Source organism: Nonomuraea sp. NPDC049419, from assembly GCF_040676995.1.
GTDB lineage: Bacteria > Actinomycetota > Actinomycetes > Streptosporangiales > Streptosporangiaceae > Nonomuraea > Nonomuraea salmonea.
In genome coordinates, this window is sequence record NZ_JBFAQB010000014.1 from 1 (window position 1) to 15,219 (window position 15,219).

The 15,219-nt window shown below is 64.8% G+C and carries 17 protein-coding genes; 6 read left to right on the forward strand and 11 right to left on the reverse strand.

Annotated elements, in window-relative coordinates; translation table 11 throughout:
* Positions 1-24: 24 nt before the first annotated feature.
* Positions 25-543, forward strand: coding sequence for an ADP-ribosylglycohydrolase family protein (locus tag AB0K12_RS32310; RefSeq protein ID WP_364570269.1), 519 nt, complete (start codon positions 25-27; stop codon positions 541-543).
* Positions 536-1,348 (forward strand): PfkB family carbohydrate kinase, encoded by an 813-nt coding sequence (locus AB0K12_RS32315; RefSeq protein WP_364569660.1) that lies wholly within the window; start codon positions 536-538, stop codon positions 1,346-1,348. The genes AB0K12_RS32310 and AB0K12_RS32315 overlap by 8 nt, the downstream gene beginning before the upstream one ends.
* 790 nt (positions 1,349-2,138) lie before the next feature.
* On the opposite strand, the gene AB0K12_RS32320 is transcribed toward AB0K12_RS32315, so the two are convergent.
* From AB0K12_RS32320 to AB0K12_RS32355, 8 genes are all read right to left on the reverse strand, one after another.
* Entirely contained in the window at positions 2,139-3,503 is a 1,365-nt protein-coding gene (locus tag AB0K12_RS32320; protein WP_364569663.1) for a tyrosine-type recombinase/integrase, read from the reverse strand.
* Complete coding sequence (locus tag AB0K12_RS32325; protein WP_080044974.1) at positions 3,500-3,691, reverse strand: helix-turn-helix domain-containing protein; 192 nt, start codon at positions 3,689-3,691, stop codon at positions 3,500-3,502. Before AB0K12_RS32325 ends, AB0K12_RS32320 begins: the two co-directional genes overlap by 4 nt.
* On the reverse strand, positions 3,688-5,019 hold the full coding sequence (locus AB0K12_RS32330; RefSeq protein WP_364569667.1) for a replication initiator: 1,332 nt from the start codon (positions 5,017-5,019) through the stop codon (positions 3,688-3,690). The genes AB0K12_RS32325 and AB0K12_RS32330 overlap by 4 nt, the downstream gene beginning before the upstream one ends.
* A 243-nt stretch (positions 5,020-5,262) precedes the next feature.
* Positions 5,263-5,424, reverse strand: coding sequence for a hypothetical protein (locus tag AB0K12_RS32335; protein ID WP_364569670.1), 162 nt, complete (start codon positions 5,422-5,424; stop codon positions 5,263-5,265).
* Between the two features lie 12 nt (positions 5,425-5,436).
* Positions 5,437-5,766: a hypothetical protein gene (locus AB0K12_RS32340; protein ID WP_364569673.1), complete on the reverse strand. Its 330-nt coding sequence runs from the start codon at positions 5,764-5,766 to the stop codon at positions 5,437-5,439.
* Positions 5,730-6,437: a DUF2637 domain-containing protein gene (locus tag AB0K12_RS32345; protein WP_364569676.1), complete on the reverse strand. Its 708-nt coding sequence runs from the start codon at positions 6,435-6,437 to the stop codon at positions 5,730-5,732. Before AB0K12_RS32345 ends, AB0K12_RS32340 begins: the two co-directional genes overlap by 37 nt.
* Before the next feature lie 4 nt (positions 6,438-6,441).
* Entirely contained in the window at positions 6,442-7,812 is a 1,371-nt protein-coding gene (locus AB0K12_RS32350) for an FtsK/SpoIIIE domain-containing protein (RefSeq protein ID WP_364569679.1), read from the reverse strand.
* A complete protein-coding gene (locus AB0K12_RS32355; protein WP_080044969.1) occupies positions 7,805-8,137 on the reverse strand; it encodes a hypothetical protein in 333 nt (110 codons plus the stop codon). Before AB0K12_RS32355 ends, AB0K12_RS32350 begins: the two co-directional genes overlap by 8 nt.
* A gap of 144 nt (positions 8,138-8,281) precedes the next feature.
* Between AB0K12_RS32355 and AB0K12_RS32360 the strand changes: the two genes are divergently transcribed.
* Complete coding sequence (locus AB0K12_RS32360; RefSeq protein ID WP_080044968.1) at positions 8,282-8,665, forward strand: winged helix-turn-helix domain-containing protein; 384 nt, start codon at positions 8,282-8,284, stop codon at positions 8,663-8,665.
* Between the two features lie 188 nt (positions 8,666-8,853).
* Here the strand turns inward: AB0K12_RS32360 and AB0K12_RS32365 are convergent, their stop codons facing one another.
* Together AB0K12_RS32365 and AB0K12_RS32370 are read right to left on the reverse strand one after the other, a co-directional pair.
* Complete coding sequence (locus AB0K12_RS32365; RefSeq protein ID WP_364569683.1) at positions 8,854-10,068, reverse strand: helix-turn-helix transcriptional regulator; 1,215 nt, start codon at positions 10,066-10,068, stop codon at positions 8,854-8,856.
* Between the two features lie 191 nt (positions 10,069-10,259).
* Entirely contained in the window at positions 10,260-10,547 is a 288-nt protein-coding gene (locus AB0K12_RS32370) for a hypothetical protein (protein ID WP_364569686.1), read from the reverse strand.
* 302 nt (positions 10,548-10,849) lie between these two features.
* Here AB0K12_RS32370 and AB0K12_RS32375 point away from each other — a divergent pair, with 302 nt between their 5' ends.
* From AB0K12_RS32375 to AB0K12_RS32385, 3 genes are all read left to right on the forward strand, one after another.
* Positions 10,850-11,116: a winged helix-turn-helix domain-containing protein gene (locus AB0K12_RS32375; RefSeq protein WP_364569689.1), complete on the forward strand. Its 267-nt coding sequence runs from the start codon at positions 10,850-10,852 to the stop codon at positions 11,114-11,116.
* 56 nt (positions 11,117-11,172) lie between these two features.
* Positions 11,173-11,646, forward strand: a complete 474-nt coding sequence (locus tag AB0K12_RS32380) for an NUDIX domain-containing protein (protein ID WP_364569692.1) — start codon at positions 11,173-11,175, stop codon at positions 11,644-11,646.
* A gap of 82 nt (positions 11,647-11,728) precedes the next feature.
* A complete protein-coding gene (locus AB0K12_RS32385) occupies positions 11,729-12,505 on the forward strand; it encodes an AAA family ATPase (protein WP_364569695.1) in 777 nt (258 codons plus the stop codon).
* Between the two features lie 843 nt (positions 12,506-13,348).
* On the opposite strand, the gene AB0K12_RS32390 is transcribed toward AB0K12_RS32385, so the two are convergent.
* The gene (locus AB0K12_RS32390; RefSeq protein ID WP_364569697.1) at positions 13,349-14,782 is read right to left on the reverse strand and encodes a PIN-like domain-containing protein; all 1,434 of its coding nucleotides are present in this window, start codon (positions 14,780-14,782) and stop codon (positions 13,349-13,351) included.
* Positions 14,783-15,219 lie beyond the last annotated feature (437 nt).

The window sequence follows — 15,219 nt, forward strand, 5'->3', positions numbered from 1 at the left end:
GCCACGAGCGTAGGTCCTAGCGTTGTGCGAACTTTGGTCGGTTCAGCACGGCAACCTACGCTCGTTCACTTTTACACCGCATCTCGGACGCGACCCCAGCTGGTCGAGCGTATGACCAGGACCACCCACGCCGACGCGCGAGCCATCGCCACCGCCAGTGCGGTAGCCGCCATGGGATCTTGGGCACTCGAAGCCTGCGCCGCTCAGGACCTGAGCATGATCGCCGCCGAGGAACTCGACCACTTCGGCGTCTCCAGCGTCGAAGGGTGGGAACCGAGCCCAGGTGGCGTGTCACTGGACGTGATGGACACGTTGGGAGCAGTCCTGCACGTGCTCAGCCTCTACGAGGACCCAGTCAGCGCCATGCGGTACGCCGTCAGCCTCGGTGGGGACACTGACACCGTGGCTGCAATCGTCGGAGGCATCCTGAGCTGCCGCCAAGACGCGCTGGACATTTCCTGGGCGCCGCAAGTCGCACTTCCCCCTTCGTTGGAAGTGCTCGCGCAAGGACTGCGGGCGATGCGACAGGCCAGGTATGCCTGACTTCTGGATCATCGGGCCGATCGCCTGGGACCTCGCGCTGTACGTCGACCACCTGCCCGGCAGCGGTCACTTCGTCCAAGCCGGCGAGAGTGCCGAGCGTCCCGGAGGCACCGGCGCGAACGTCGCCACTGCGTTGAGCCGAGCCGGAGCCCGCGTGCACATGGTCGGTTATGTGGGATCGGATGTCGCCGGCCAGAGGATGACGGCCACGCTGACCGCGGCAGGGGTGGACGTCGAGCACGTACAAGTCCTGCGAGGACGCACATCGTCCGTGGTTCTGCTCATCGAACCCGATGGCGAGCGCACGATCATCGGCATTCACCCTGACCTGCTGCATGACGTCACCATTCCCGCCGCGTCGGTGGCGTCGGGCGACATCGTCTATTTCGCCGCCTGGCGCGACGTCTTCACTCCCGCAGCTCAAGCCATGGCCGCCGCTGGAGCTCTGGTCACGGGCGTCCCGCCCGGCACGATCCCGGCCATGCGGTATTTGATCGGGTCCCGCAATGACTTCGCCGTCATCCCCGAGGACACCGTCGCAATCGTCACCGAGGGCGCCAATGGTGTCACTGTGCATTCAGAGGACGGCACTCATCATTTCCCAGCCATCCCCACGAATGCCATGGACGTAACGGGGGCCGGAGACGCCTTCGCCGCCGGCCTGCTGTGGGAGATCGGCAGGGAGAGGTCCCTTGTTGAGGGGGTGCGGCTCGGGCTTGCCTGGGCCGCAGCCACCGTTCAGGTGAAGTCATCCGTGCCCGCCGACATCCCGTCATGGGCCAGCGGGCATAGGCCGCTGGCGTAGAGCCTCTGCTTCGGCTGTAGATCACCGGTACAAGCGGTGGCATGCCCAATTCCGGATGCGAAAGGCGGGGACAGAGGGCGGGAAGAGTCTGTCGCATCTGGCGGCCATCAGTGACCCTGGCTGCCTCTCAACGTCACTCTTCGGGGTGGTTTGTCTGTTCTCTGGCGTTCGGCGGGTTCGCACTGGTCGCGGCTCCGCCTCCCGACGGGCATGCCGAGCCGGCGTGGGACGGTCCACTGATCGTTCCCACCTTCTGGGCGATGGGATCGTGGTGGCCTTCGGTCGTTTTGGAGCCGGGTTGGATTTCGTACGAGGAAGCGCACTGGACGTCGACGAAGGCATCGGCGTCGGGGTCTGGACAATCGCACCTGACGCCGTGGGCAGCGGAGCAGAGCCAATGCCGGGTGAGCTGAACGGACTACAGATGATCGACCAGGCAGCGAAGATCGCGCAGGTCGAGAAGCCGGCCCCGAACAGCAGCTTGGCGGTGCGCGTCCAATGCCGCGACGATGATGTCTGCGGTGGAGTCGGGGGCGAGTACTTACGCCATTCGAGGGAGGCCGGCATATCGCGCCTGACCCGAGGGCGGATCGGAATTCCGTACGGTGGTCGCCTCAGCGGTCCAGAGGACGGGGTTGAGTCATGGTTCTTGTCCATAAGCCCCCTCTCGCTGCCTATTCATGCCAGAGTGACGCAGCGTGCCGTCTCTGGAACGGAGCGACGCGGCATGTCGAGCAGTAGAACGTAAAATGGCCCCGGAAGACCGGGGCCGAAGGTGAATATCCTGGACTTACTCGTCAAGAGCGCTGTTGATTTTGCTGTTGATCTGCTCTTGCTGGCCGTCCATGCACTTGGCGTAGACCCTTAGCAGGACGTCCACGCTGTGACCGGCGCGCTTGGCGACTTCGACGGCCGGGACGCCGGCGTTCAGCCAGAGCGAGACCGCCGCGTGGCGGAGGTCGTACGGTCGGGCGGCGAGCGATGAGGCGATCTGGGCCGGAGTGAGGGCGAGCTTGCGAGCTTCCTGCCAGACGTAGGAGTGCGCCGAGCTGGAATAGGTCCCGCCCGTCCCCGTGGCGAAGATCCTGCCGTCCTCGGCGGTGCCGAACGTGGCGATGTGCTCGCGAAGTATGGCGACCAGGACGGGCGGGATGGGGATCTCTCGTGTCTCCTTGTCGGCGCGGTGCTTCAGGCTGCGCGACTCGTGGGTCTCACCGGAATTGGTCCAGCGCTTCGTCCCTTGGGGCCGCGCTTTCTCCAGGACGATCAGGCCCCAGCCCGATTCCGGCAGGGTGCAGTTCCTCTGCCTGAGATCGGCCGCTTCTTCCGGCCGAAGCGCGGCGTAGTAGATGCAGGCGAACAGCGCCTTGAGCCGGGGGCCGCGCTTGCGTCCGACCTTGGCAATGGCGTCGAGGAGTTGCTTGGCCTGAGCTGGATTGACCACCGTACGCGGGTCGACAGCCGTCACGGCCTTCGGCACTGTCCATTTGATCTCGTCCAGCGGGTTACTGCTGAAGACCTTCTGCTCTACTGCGTGCTCCAGCAGGTGATGCAGTACGGCGCGTTTACGTCGGACCGTGTTGGCTCCGGCTGGCTCGCCTGCGAAGGTGACTGAGATCGCGGCGAGCGCCGTGCGAAGTACGTGTGCCTCCCCGAGGGCCGTCAGTGGCAGCGACGCCCTTTCCAACCAGCTCAGGACCGATGTCTGTGTCGGAGTCAGGTCCGTGCGCCGCTTCTCCGGCAGCAGCGCATGAATTCGGAGGACCTCGCGCAGACCATCCGCGGACGGGCGGCGCGGCGCGTCGGCTACGAGGGCTGGGATCAGCGATAGGAGCGCGTACGCGTCCGTCTCTCGGGTGCGTGCCGCGGACATGTTCCAACGGCGAAGGACGTACGCCTGCGCGAACTCCAGGAGGGACGGTCCAGTCGCCTCGGGCGCCAGCATCGACACTGGCAGGCCGGTGGCAACGTCGAACTCCTCCCCCGCCTTGGCCGCCTGCCGAAGGTCGGACATGAAGGCGTTGGCCAGGCCCTTGGTACGGAAGCTCTTGGACTTCTCCTTGCCCGCGACCCTCCACCGGGCGACGTAGACCGGCATTCCGCGGTTCGAGCGCTGCTGGACCTGACTGAACTTCACGTCGTAGGTGGTGTTCACGCGGCCTCCCGTCGAGAGTCGAGCCAGGCGATGAGGTCGCTCCGCCAGACGCGGAGTTCGAGGTTGGGCAGTTGGACGCAGACCGGCGCGCGGCCGAGCTCGCGCCAGCGGTAGAAGGTGCGGCGGGAGACTCCGCCCAGTTCGTCAAGGACCTGAGGAACGGTCAGCAGCTCGTCGCTCCTGCTCATTGAGGATCACCGACCATCTGCGGCAGGCGGACACCGGTTATGGCTGCGGCGAGGAGCTGTTCGCCCAAGGAGAGGCCCTGTCCGGCGTACTCCCAATGGGCGATGACCAGGACGGTGTCCTCTTCGAACAGATGGAGCCGTCCGGTGGAGATCTCTTCTGCGCGCATGTGTTCTTCGCGGGCGGCGCGAAGAGCGCCGAGGGTGGTGGAGTAGCGGCGGCTCTTGGTGGAGAAGTGGCCGCGGAAGCCGAGCATGTGGGCCCAATGGACGAGCCGGAGGTCGGCCAGGCCGGGTTGGCTGCCGAGGCGCATGCAGACGGCGATCAGCCGGCGGGCGTGCTCGCGCACCGGGAGGGCGTTCAGGTCGTCGAGAGGTTGGATCCGCCGGTTCAGGGTGCCGACGCACTCTGCCGCCTTCGTGGCGTACTTGGCGATGTAGGCGGCTACTGCCTGGTCGGTGAGGTCTCCGTCCATGGTGATCTGGCGGCTGTCCAGTTGAGTGCCCCAGCGGAAGACGCGGCGCAGAGGCTTGACCTCTGCCGTCACCACGGCAGCCGCGTGCTGGACGGCTTGGGCGAGCGCATCTGCCGTGGCCCACGTCGGTGGTGGCGCGTCGGGTCCGTCCGGGCCGTCGAGGCGGATGACGGCGTGGAAGTGGACGACGCCACGGCGCTGGTATTCGGCGACCTTGGCGAACGCGATGCTGACGTGCTCGCGCAGCGCCTTGACGGTCAGGCCGTTCAGTGTGGCGAAGCGGCGACGGAGGGCGAGGGTGAAGCGCCGCCACAGCTCAGGGCTGATGGCGTTGAACAGGACCGAGCCGTCGTAGTCGTAGCAGTCGGGGCACAGCGGTTCGCCGAGTCGCGAATCGTCGGCACTGTGCCGGTCGGTGCAGGACATCTTCTGCCCGTGCGGGCAGACCTCGGCGTCGCGGCGGGCGTGGCAGGGCAGGACCTTGCCGTTCTTCTCCCGCCGTGCGTGGACGACTCCGAAGGACGGCGCGGTCAGCGTCACGAACAAGCAGGGATGTGAGTTGACGGTCTCAGGCACGCCCTTGCCGCCGACGAGGCCGGCGCGGACGAGTTGGTAGGTGTCGGCGCGGTAGACCTCGGCGCAGGCCGGGCACCGCGAGGCGCGGCGCGTCTTGCACGGCACTCGGAGGACGCCGTTTGGTTCGGTGGTGGTGCTGTAGCGGTGCAGCAGGTGGCCGGTGGCCTGGTCGTAGTGTTCGACCTTGCCGCGCAAGTGAATGGGCTGTCGGCAGCCGCCGGCCCGCTTGATCTGGCAGGCCCAGCGGTTGTAGTCGGGGTCATGAAGTCGGGAGATCATCCCGGCTATGGCGTGTGGGTGGTGCAAGATGGATCCGTCCTGTCCGGATGTGCTCTGGGTGGGATGGCCCCTCACCTGGCGCGGAACTTGGCGGTTGTGTGGCCAGGTGAGGGGATCTCGGCTATGCGCCGTGGTTGTCGATTCCGGTGCCGTGGCAGTCACGGCAGGTGTCGCCGTCGCCGTCGAGGCCCGAGCCGTTGCAGGTGCAGCAGCAGCCGGGTGCGATCTTTTCTGACGTCACGATCAGTGGCTCTCGCGCGGCGTGATCGTGAGGTAGATGCGGTAGTGGCGCGGTCGGTTCCTGATGGAGAAGGCCCGCGACATGGACGTGACCGTGAAGTTCTGGCGTAGGTGGATCATGCCGAGGGTGAGTTCGGCGCGGTTGCCCTCGATGCGGATGCGCATGGTGCGTACCTCCTAGATGTCGGTCTGGATGCAGTCGCGGTAGCTGTCCACGGCGGCGTGGCGGGCGCGGGCGGCGGCGAGGATGGCGGTGAACTCGTAGGTGACCGGTCCGAAGGAGATGCTGGTCATGTAGTGGCCGTGAGGGAGGTGGTCGCGGTCGATGTCCGTACCGAGCAGGACGGCGACCTTGTCGACCTCAGCGCGCATCTGTTCGTCGGTGCCGTTGGCGGGAAAGCCGCGGATGATGACGGGTGCTATGGAGGTGGGTACTTGCGGGTTGGCCTTGAGGAAGCCGGCCAGGGCGATCAGCCCGGCGATGAGGGCGTTTCGGTCGTTGTCCATGGCGATTGCCTCTCGTGATTCTGGAACGTTCCACAGATGCTGAGCAGGTCGGATGCGAGTTGCTCGGAGACGCCGAGGCGGGCGCGGAGGACGTCGCGGGTGATGGGCTTGCTGTGCCTGGCGTGGTGTTCGTCGGCCACTCGGCGGGCGTAGTCGACAAGCGCAGGAGAAGGTCCAGGCCGATCCACGTCCACAGCCGGGACGAGAGCGGGACGATCGTTGGCGGGTACGGCGGGCGGTTCATCGGGCTGAGGACTCGGCGATGCTTCCGGGAGTGAGGTGGGACGAGGACCCGACGTCCGGCGTTCGAGCATGGAGACTGCGACGAGGAAAGCCGCTGCCGGAGTCGCCGCGGCGATCCAGCCCCAGACGGTGGGATCGGCTTGTTGCAGGTTGGCAGCCAGGGAGAGGACGATGCCGCCGGTCAGGACGACGACCGGCCAGGACATCGGGCCGCGCCGCTGGCGCCCGGTCTTCTTGTCGCGCTGCCGCTCGCGAGCGGCCATGACGCAGGTGAGGTCGATGCAGACGGCGATCGCCCAGGCCATCCAGCCGGACTGTCCGTGTTCGCTGGCGGTGTCGCGGATGTGGGTGAAGGACCCGGCTCCGGCTATGAGGGCCAGGACGAGGACGGGGCCGGTGTCCATCAGCCAGTGGGCGAGGCGTCGCATCGGGTCAGGCCTTCCGCGGGTCCGGGATGGAGTCGAGGAACTCGGCGAGGTCGGCGTCGGTCGGTGAGGTGGTGTGGCCCGCGACGATGTCCGCCCAGGTGGGCGTTCGGTCGGTGTAGGTGGTGGCGGCAAGTTCGGCAGCTTGCTCGCTGACGTAGAAGGAGCGGGCGCGGTACCACTGGCCGTCCTGGGAGGCGACGATCGCGACGCCCGGCGTCTCGGCGGGGATGGCGCGTGCCGAGGCGAGTGCGGCGGGATCGAGGTCGCCGAGGGTCATGGTGGCGGTCTCGGGGTCGTTGACGCGGTGGCAGATTCGCCCTGAGCACTGGGCGCGGAGGGCGGTGACGCCGGGGCCGAGGTCGGAGCCGATCCGCTGGCCGCAGCAGAACAGGTAAATGCCGAAGGCCCGCCCGAGCTGGGCCACCCGCAGGAGAGCCGTCGAGGTCTTGGCGATCTCGTCCTTCTCGCTTTTGTCGGCCATCAGGTACAGCTCGGCCAACTCGTCGACCAGGACGACGATGGGCACGGGCCGCTGCTCGTCCGGGAGTTGCCAGATGTTGCGGGCGCCGGCGCCACGGCACAGGGCCATGCGGGCGGTCATCAGGCCGACGAGGTCATCGAGCAGCGCGGTGCATTCACTTCGTGTGGTGCCCAGCGCCGAGAGGCGAGGGCTGTACGGGGTGAACTCCACGCCGCCCTTGAGGTCGAAGCCGACCAGCGCGACCGGTTGTGGCGCGAGTCCTTGGACCAGGGCATTGGCGAGATTGGACTTGCCTGACTGCGTGGCTCCGGCGTTGATGTAGTGCGGGACGGTCTTGAAGTCGATGATCCACGGGCCGCCGGTCTCCAGGCGACCGACGATGACCTTGAGCAGTTCGGGCGAGGTAGGCAAGTTCTCGACCCGGACGAGTGGATCGCGGACGGTGGCGGACAGAACGACCCGTCCAGGACGAGGGGACGAGACGCGAACCGCGTGAATGCCCCAGGAGTGGGCGAGCCGTTCGGCGGCATCGGAGTAGTCGGCGGGGATCTGACCCTCAAGGGTGTGCAGGGTGACCCGCCAGCCGTAGCGGGTGGGCTTGGGCAGCCACATGAACGGCTTGGTGTCCACGGCGATGCGCTGCCACTTGCGCCTTACGCGGACGACGCCGGTCGAGGCGACCAGGCCGGGAACGGTGGTGAACCAGAAGCGCTGCCGCTTCTTGGTGAGGTTGCAGCCGAGGGCGACCTTGCGCCAGCTGGCCCGTACGCTGATCGCGACGAACGGGAAGGCCACCACGAGCCAGAACGACGGGTAGTGCCAGCGGCGCCAGGCCCAGAGCCCGGCCGCCGAAGCGGCCAGGACTCCGAGCATGATGAGCGTGGTGTCAGACACGGAGCGGCTCCGTGTCCACCGGTAGGAGCGCGGCGGCGCGGTAGGAGATGCCCCACCGGCCGGCGATCTCCCAGACGTACCCGACCAGGCCGGTCGGATTGACCTGCTGACCGGCGCTGATCGGGGGCTCCCCCGATGTGCCGATCTTGACGAGCTCGATCCGGCCGAACTCGTCCTCGACCGAGACGGTGACTTCGTAGACGGTGTTGCCGTGCTTGTCGGTCTTGATCTCTCCGGTGTCCTTGTTGAGCAGGCGCGGCTTGGGCGCCTTCACGCAGGTGATGACGAGCTTGGAGGTGTCGACGGGGATCGGGATGGTACGCACGAGAGCTGGTCTCCTTCAGAGGCGGTGTTCTACCTACCAAGATACCTAGGTATCTAGCTTTGTAACCCAAGATAGCTCACTCGGATCGAGATTGCTTACAGGTTGCCCAGAGACCTAGGCATCTAGAAAGGCTAAAGTTGGGTCATGGCATCCACCGACCGTCGCCGGCCGTACCTGCGAATCGCCGAGGACATCCGGCGCGACATCGCATCGGGCCGCTACGCGGTCGGCGAGCGCCTCCCCGTGGCCCGGGAACTGGCCGAACGGTACGGCGTTGCCATGATGACCATCGGCAACGCCCTAGCCGTCCTACGCGACGAAGGACTCATCGAGACCCGCCAGGGAGCCGGCAGTTTCGTCAGCCGGACCCCCGACGACGAGACCGCCGGCCCGACTCCCGGCGAGCACAGCGAAGAGTTCCGCATCATCTCCGAGCAGCTGAGCGAGATCCGTCAGCACATGCAGAAGCTGACAGTCAGGCTGGACGAGCTAGACGCCCGGACTCGTCCTGATCAAGCCGAGAAGTGATCCTCTCGGTGCGCCGCTGGAGTTCGGCCAGGTCGACCGTGATCTCCGCCAGCTCACGTAGCAGGATCTGTCGTTCGATCTCACTGAGACCCACGTACCACCCCATTGTGTAGGCAGGACGCCGAAGCGCCCCCGGGTTACCTGACAGGTGGGGAGCCATTGCGCGGATAGCCCTCCGTCTTCCGTGCTCACAGCAGCCGCATCGCCTTGGCGAGATTGAGAATCTCGCGCTGACGATGCAGGTTGCCGCTGTCCCTCAGGTCGCGCACGATGTTGCGGACCAGTGGACGGTTCCGGACGTGCTGGGGCGCGATCCGGTCGGCACGGAGCAGAGCGTCTGCCGCTTGGTTGTCCTTCCTGTTCATGTGGTAGCCCGCCGCGCTACAAGTCCAATAGTGGGCCTGGCGTTCGGACGAGGCGATCCGGGCGACTTCGACGTGTTCGGCGCGGGAGATGACCTCGCGGGGCCGGCCCAGCTCCATGCTCACCTCGACCGCGTGGATCGTGGTGTTCACTCGGTTGAACTGCGTCTGGAAGACGTTGCCGTCCCGCGGCAGCACCTCGGCGACCCTGCGAGCTTCCTCCAGGTGGCCCTCGGCCTCGCGCTGGTCCCACAGCCGCGAGTACGCCACCGCGGCGCGCAGGTGCAGGGCACCCCACATCGCCTTGATGGTGTCGCTCCCGCCTACGTGAGGTTCGATCTGGTCGATCGCCGACAGGGCCGCGTCCTTGGCGGGGTCGAGCTGCGCTTCGTGCAGCCACACACCACAGAGGTCCCAGCTTGCGGCTGCGACCAGATCCGGAGTACCGACCCGTTGCGCGGCGACGAGCTCACGCTGCACGGCGGTCCAGCCCAGGTCATGATGTCCCAGGAGGTTGGACGACACCCGCGCCATGTGGCACGCCCGCAGCATCAGCGCCTCAGCTCGTTCGCGATCGGCCGACGAGTCGTTGGTGACGGCGATCAGGTCAGTGAGGATGCCAGGCAACACCTCGCCCAGACCGGTGAACTTGGCGTCCTGGCGCAGCTGCTCGGCGAGGCGCACATTCGCCTCAAGCTCCTGCAGCGGCCGAGGTTCTCTTGCCGTGCTGAGCAGAACCCCGCTGGGCAGCGAAGCCTGTTGAAGCGCGAGCCGGAGCGCCGGCACCGCCGCGTGGCCGGAGTCGAGTTCCGTCGTCTCGTGCTGGTACGGCTGACCGGTGAGTTCGGCAACCTCCACCCCGAGCACCTCGGCGAGTTGCCCGACCACGCTCATGCGGTCCAGCGGCAGCCGCCCGTTCTCCACCTTCGACAGCCAGGAGACGGACCGGCCGACCTTCTCAGCGAGAGTGGCTTGGTCCCACCCCTTGCGGTGACGCGCCCGCGCGATCCGCTGGCCCTGCGTCGCGTACTCTGTTGCCACGTCCGAGCCCCTCCCTCTCGCCGTCGCTTGCTTCGACGATAAGACGGGTGACGTGGGCCACTGGCAGAAAAACTGCCAGTCGGCGGGCACGCGAAACCGCAGGTCGGCCTTCGACCTGCGGAAACGCTCGTCACAGATCAGTTTCAGATTGTGACGCTACGTGTGCGTGGGTTACGAGGGTCGGCGCGTCCTCACCTCGCTTCGCCGTTGATGAGTTGCCGCCACAGCGTCTCGGCGGCACTGACCTTGATGCGCGGACTCTCGGCGATGACCCAGGGAGAGACCGACCGGTCATACCGCCGAATGAAGCCCTGTCCGCCGGCCCGGCAGTCCTCGAAGATGATCGGCAGGCATTCACAGGTGTAGCCCCGGACGCGTGCGGGGAGCGGACGGTCTTCGACCATGGCCCATCTGACCGGCACCGCGTCCGGGCGTGGCGTGGCGGGGTGGGTGCCGTGAAAGTCGTAGTCCTCTGCCACAGGGCTCACCGTCCTTCATGAAGAGCGATCGCCGACAGAGCGCCGGCGGCGCTCACGGGGACCGTGATCGACGAACAGGCGTTGGTGAGCGAGGAGCCATCTCCAGTCGCGGCGTGCGCACTCTCGGAGCGGCAGGCCGGAGCACAGCCGCGAAGCCCCACCCGACGGGGCACTGGACCGTCACTCACCAACGCCATATCCCCAAGCTAGCAAGCCTGTAAGTACCTGTCTACTCCATGGCATCCCATGAAGCTCCACGATCCAGCGTGAAGGGCCGTGAAACGCCCTCCTACTCTCATACCGTGGCCAGATATGTCGAGCACACGCGCACTTGGGAGTTCGACGAGGACCGTTCCCGCTGGGAGCAGATTCTCGAAGTCCTGAACGAGCGCATCGACTCGGGCGAGTGGGGTCCCAAGTTCAAGATCTCCGAGGTCAAGCTCATGGAAGAGTTCGGAGTCGCCCGCCCCACCATACGCAAGGCCATGGAACGCCTCAGAAGCGCGGGCAAGGTCTACACCGTCCCCAACCTGGGCAGCTTCGTCAAAACCGGCAGCGAGGCCGAGTAGAGCAAGAACGCCAACGTCCTCAAGGAGAGCGCCTCTGCGGAGTAGGCTCGGGGGACGTGAGCCAGCGGATCGACTACTACAACGACCCGAGAGCGCCAGCCGCCAACAGCCTCGTCCCCTCCGTGAATGTCGTCGTCACCAACAAGGCCGGCGAACTGCTGCTCATCTGCCGCTCCGACAACGACAACTGGGCCCTGCCCGGTGGTGCCATCGACCTCGGCGAGTCCATCCCTCAGGCCGCCATCCGCGAGACCCTCGAAGAGACCGGGATCACCTGCGAGATCACGGGGCTGGTCGGCACCTACAGCAACCCCGGCCACGTCATTCACTACACCGGCAACGACGAGGTCCGCCAGGAGTTCTCCCTCGTTCTTACAGCGCGACCCGTGAGCGGCGAGCCGACTCCGAGCCCGGAATCCCGAGAGGTGCGCTGGGTGATGCCGGACGAACGCGACACCTACGACATGCACCGCTCCATGCGGCTGAGAATCAGCCACTTCCTGCAGGGCAACTGTCCCCACATCGGCTAAACCAGGCGCAGTCGATGGCACGCAGCTTCAACCGCGACGACCAGCTACCGCCATTGGCCTCCGTCTACCGCTTTCAGGTGAAATGACCGCATCGGAAGACAGCCTCCCAGCTCTGCCGTCGCCCGCCGACCCTTCGGGCGACAACGCAGCCGACCGGCTGATCGAACACACCCTGCTTCAAGTCACGGACCACCCAGACAAGGCCGGGGCGAACACTCTCCTCAACGGCGTCCTTGGCGCGTGGCGACGCCACCAAGGCCGCGGCAGCTCGAAGCCAACCCTCACACTCGTCGCCGGCTACGCCGGATCGGGCAAGACCGAGTTCTCCCGATTCCTCTCCTATCTCACCAGCTGGGCCCTCCTCGACAAGGACACCTTGACCCGCCCCCTGGTCGAGCGGCTCCTTGTCTCTCTCGGCGGCGACCGTCACGACCGGCACACGGAGCTGTACCTACGAGAGGTGCGACCGTTTGAGTACCGCTGCCTGATGGAGACCGCCTTCGACAACCTGAGCGTGGGAACCTCCACGATCCTGTCGGCTCCGTTCATCGCCGAGCTGGCCAACCCCAACTGGGTGTCTCACCTGATCAATCGCTGCGCCGTCGGGGGCGTCGACGTGGCGGTGGTGTGGGTGCGAAGCGACGCCGCGTCCATGCGCGAGCACATCGGACTTCGCGGCGACCCGCGCGATGCGTGGAAGCTCCAGAACTGGGATGCGTACGCCGGCACCCTCAACACCGAGACTCACCCCTCCGCCGCCCACATCGTCGTCGACAATCGGCGCGGTACCGCAATCGCTCTCGTCCACGAAGCGCGCGAGACGCTGAACCGGATCCTCGCGGGACTGGAACTGCACTGAGCGACGAACCACAGCAAGGCGTCAAGCATCAACCGAGCTTCCTTGGGACCAGCAAAAGCGCAGGTAGACACCATGCTCACACAAGTACTCGCCGCTGGATGAGACTTTTCTCTACGTCTTCAAGGGCAGCCCGCCCTGCGGCGGCCTGCCGCGCGTCGGGCGGTCGCTGGCCGCGCTGCGGCTCTCCGGCCGGTCGCGGCCAGCACCGCCCGCGCTGCCCCATAGCAGCCAACTTAACCCGCTCCCGGCCTCGAACGGCACCACACAGCACGAGGCATGCAACAACAGCGCAGGCGGGCCCACGTTCCGTGCTGCCGCCCGAGGTCCCCACGACTCAAGCAACGTCGACGCGAACGCCGTTCTCACCTCACTAATGGGCGCCCATGCCACCGTCAATCACGGCTTACTGTCGGCCCGCGCAGCCGCCTCCGCCGCTGCTACCACGCACTCGGCGCTCGACGCCAGCCCGTCACACCCTCCTGCGTAGAAGGCAAGCCCCGCACAACCCTTCGTCGTTACTGAACCGCAAGCCGATCCCCACAACACCAAGTCCTTGAAGGTCGTAACGATCGCCGACTTCGGTACTCACCGTGCGTGGTCGGGGCGATCGGCTGCCGCGGCCCTCCTCCGTCGGGCCTTGCCACCGGGCAGCTTGGGCCACGACAGCACACAGTGGACCAGCACCAACGCGCAGCGGCGAAAGTACACCGATGTACTGCAACACGACCACATCTGTACCAGCAAGCGGCTGCTATGGCATTAACATGTTTCAGGGCAGCATACTCAGATTTATAGCGACTCTATCAAGTTGAGTTGCTCCAGCCAACGCAACGTTAACATCGCCTATGTCGCACTAACTCCTTGAGGTGGGGTGCGAGCCAATTTTGCACGAAGCTTTCGAGGCGATTCTTCTTTCGCCATATCGAGTATTGTAACAGCTCCATTAATTCTTCTAAGAAAGCTGATCTGCAGCAGCTCCAGATTTCCCCCATCCGCAACAAATCGTTCACCAAGGGGAGTGAGTCGAACCTGATTCTTAATTACGGATGCAAGGCCAAGCGACTCTAGATTCCGCATTCTTCGACGAGCTTCAGTGCGGAGCGTTATATTCGGAAATCTTTTCTGAAAAGCGTCAAGATAAGCTTCTAGCTTAGGAGAGCTAGAAGCAAGTTGCGCCATATCGAACACTGTCTCCAAGTAGTCCCCATTTTGGTCATGGGGTAGCTTGGCAAGGAGATAACCGCCAACCGCATCCTCGGCCAGGGTGTCCAAAGCGCCAACTTCCTCGATTGTTAGACTGGACAGTTCGAGCGCAGCTCGCAAGCGATCCACTCGCCCGGCATCCTCGACCGACTTTTGACTTACCTCGACGTTGAGGACAGACTTCGCATATTGCAAGAGGCTTTCGGGCCGAAGCATAAAGAGCCGCGCCTGCGCTCGTTGGCGAAGCTCGCGGATGAGCTCAAGGCGCGGCCCCTTCCTCTTGCCGCCCTCTTCTTGCCACCAATCCTTCTTCTTATCGCCTGTAATGATCAGAACATCACACCTTCTCTCTTCGGCCTCCCGGATAATCTGCTCCCAGACAAAGTAATCACCAGCAGGGAACCCGCCCTTCTTATCCTTGTCTTCATAGCCAGGAGGGATCTTATTTTGGATGCGTCGATTCGCTTCAGCAAGAAGGGCTTCCACCTCGGAGTCATCGAAGGCCGGCCCAATTCGGCCCCCAAACAACGGCTCGAGGGCAATCAGGACAGGATCGTCATTCGTGTTCTCGCTCACGATGAAAGCTTCGGCTTCCGTAAGCTTTTGAACTCGATTGATCGCTACCTCGAATCCTCGCTTCAGCGAGTCTCTGATGGAGTCGAGATTCTCGCCCGGCAGTGCAAGGCGGTTGGACCACTTATTCACCGCCTCTGCGGATTTCTGCTGCAGAGCCCTCAGCTCTGCAGTTGTCTCCGTGAGGATGCTCTTTGAGTCATCCAGCGCGTTCTTGCGATTTCTCCAAAACTCGTCAAGGACTTGGCGAGGCATCCAAAGCTGCTTCGCCACCCGCTCTAAAATAGCAATGAGGTCGTTTCTCGTCCGCTTATTGTAGCGGTACAGATTAAGTAGCGTATTTGTGTCGGGGACCACCATTCCTTTGGTAAGAACCTGTCGATAGTCCTCATCAGAGGCTGTCTTGTACTCCTCGTAGCCGTCGTAGAGACCATGCGAAGAGCGACGTTGTTTTGCTCGCACAACAGCATCATGCCCTGACAGATCGAACGATGGAACCATTTACCCATGTTTGTAGTGTCGGGTGGCCCACCTTCCTACAGCCTGGGTCATTGAGAATATCCGCCAGAAACAGCCGCCATTCGCTGGCTGAGCTGGGCGTATACGACGGGCTGGATGCGGCTAGAGAGCACCAACGGCGGGAGCAACAGTGGGGGCATCGTGTTGAGGCCGGTTTTGGCGACGTAGCTACTGATCAGCTGATGTTGGTACTCCATCTCCTCAGCCAAATGTTGATCAGGCAGGCGAGTCAGTTCAAGGTCTTCTTGGCCACGTTCGCCAGCGAGCGTTTCAGGTGAGCCCAGACGCCCTTGACCGGGTTGAGCTCCGGGGACGTAGGAGGGTAGCGGGATGACCGTCCGCCAGACCCGGTGCTCTATCTATGCGCATGGCGGCGCTGATGTGGGTGTTGAGGTTGTTCCAGATCAGCACGATCGGGC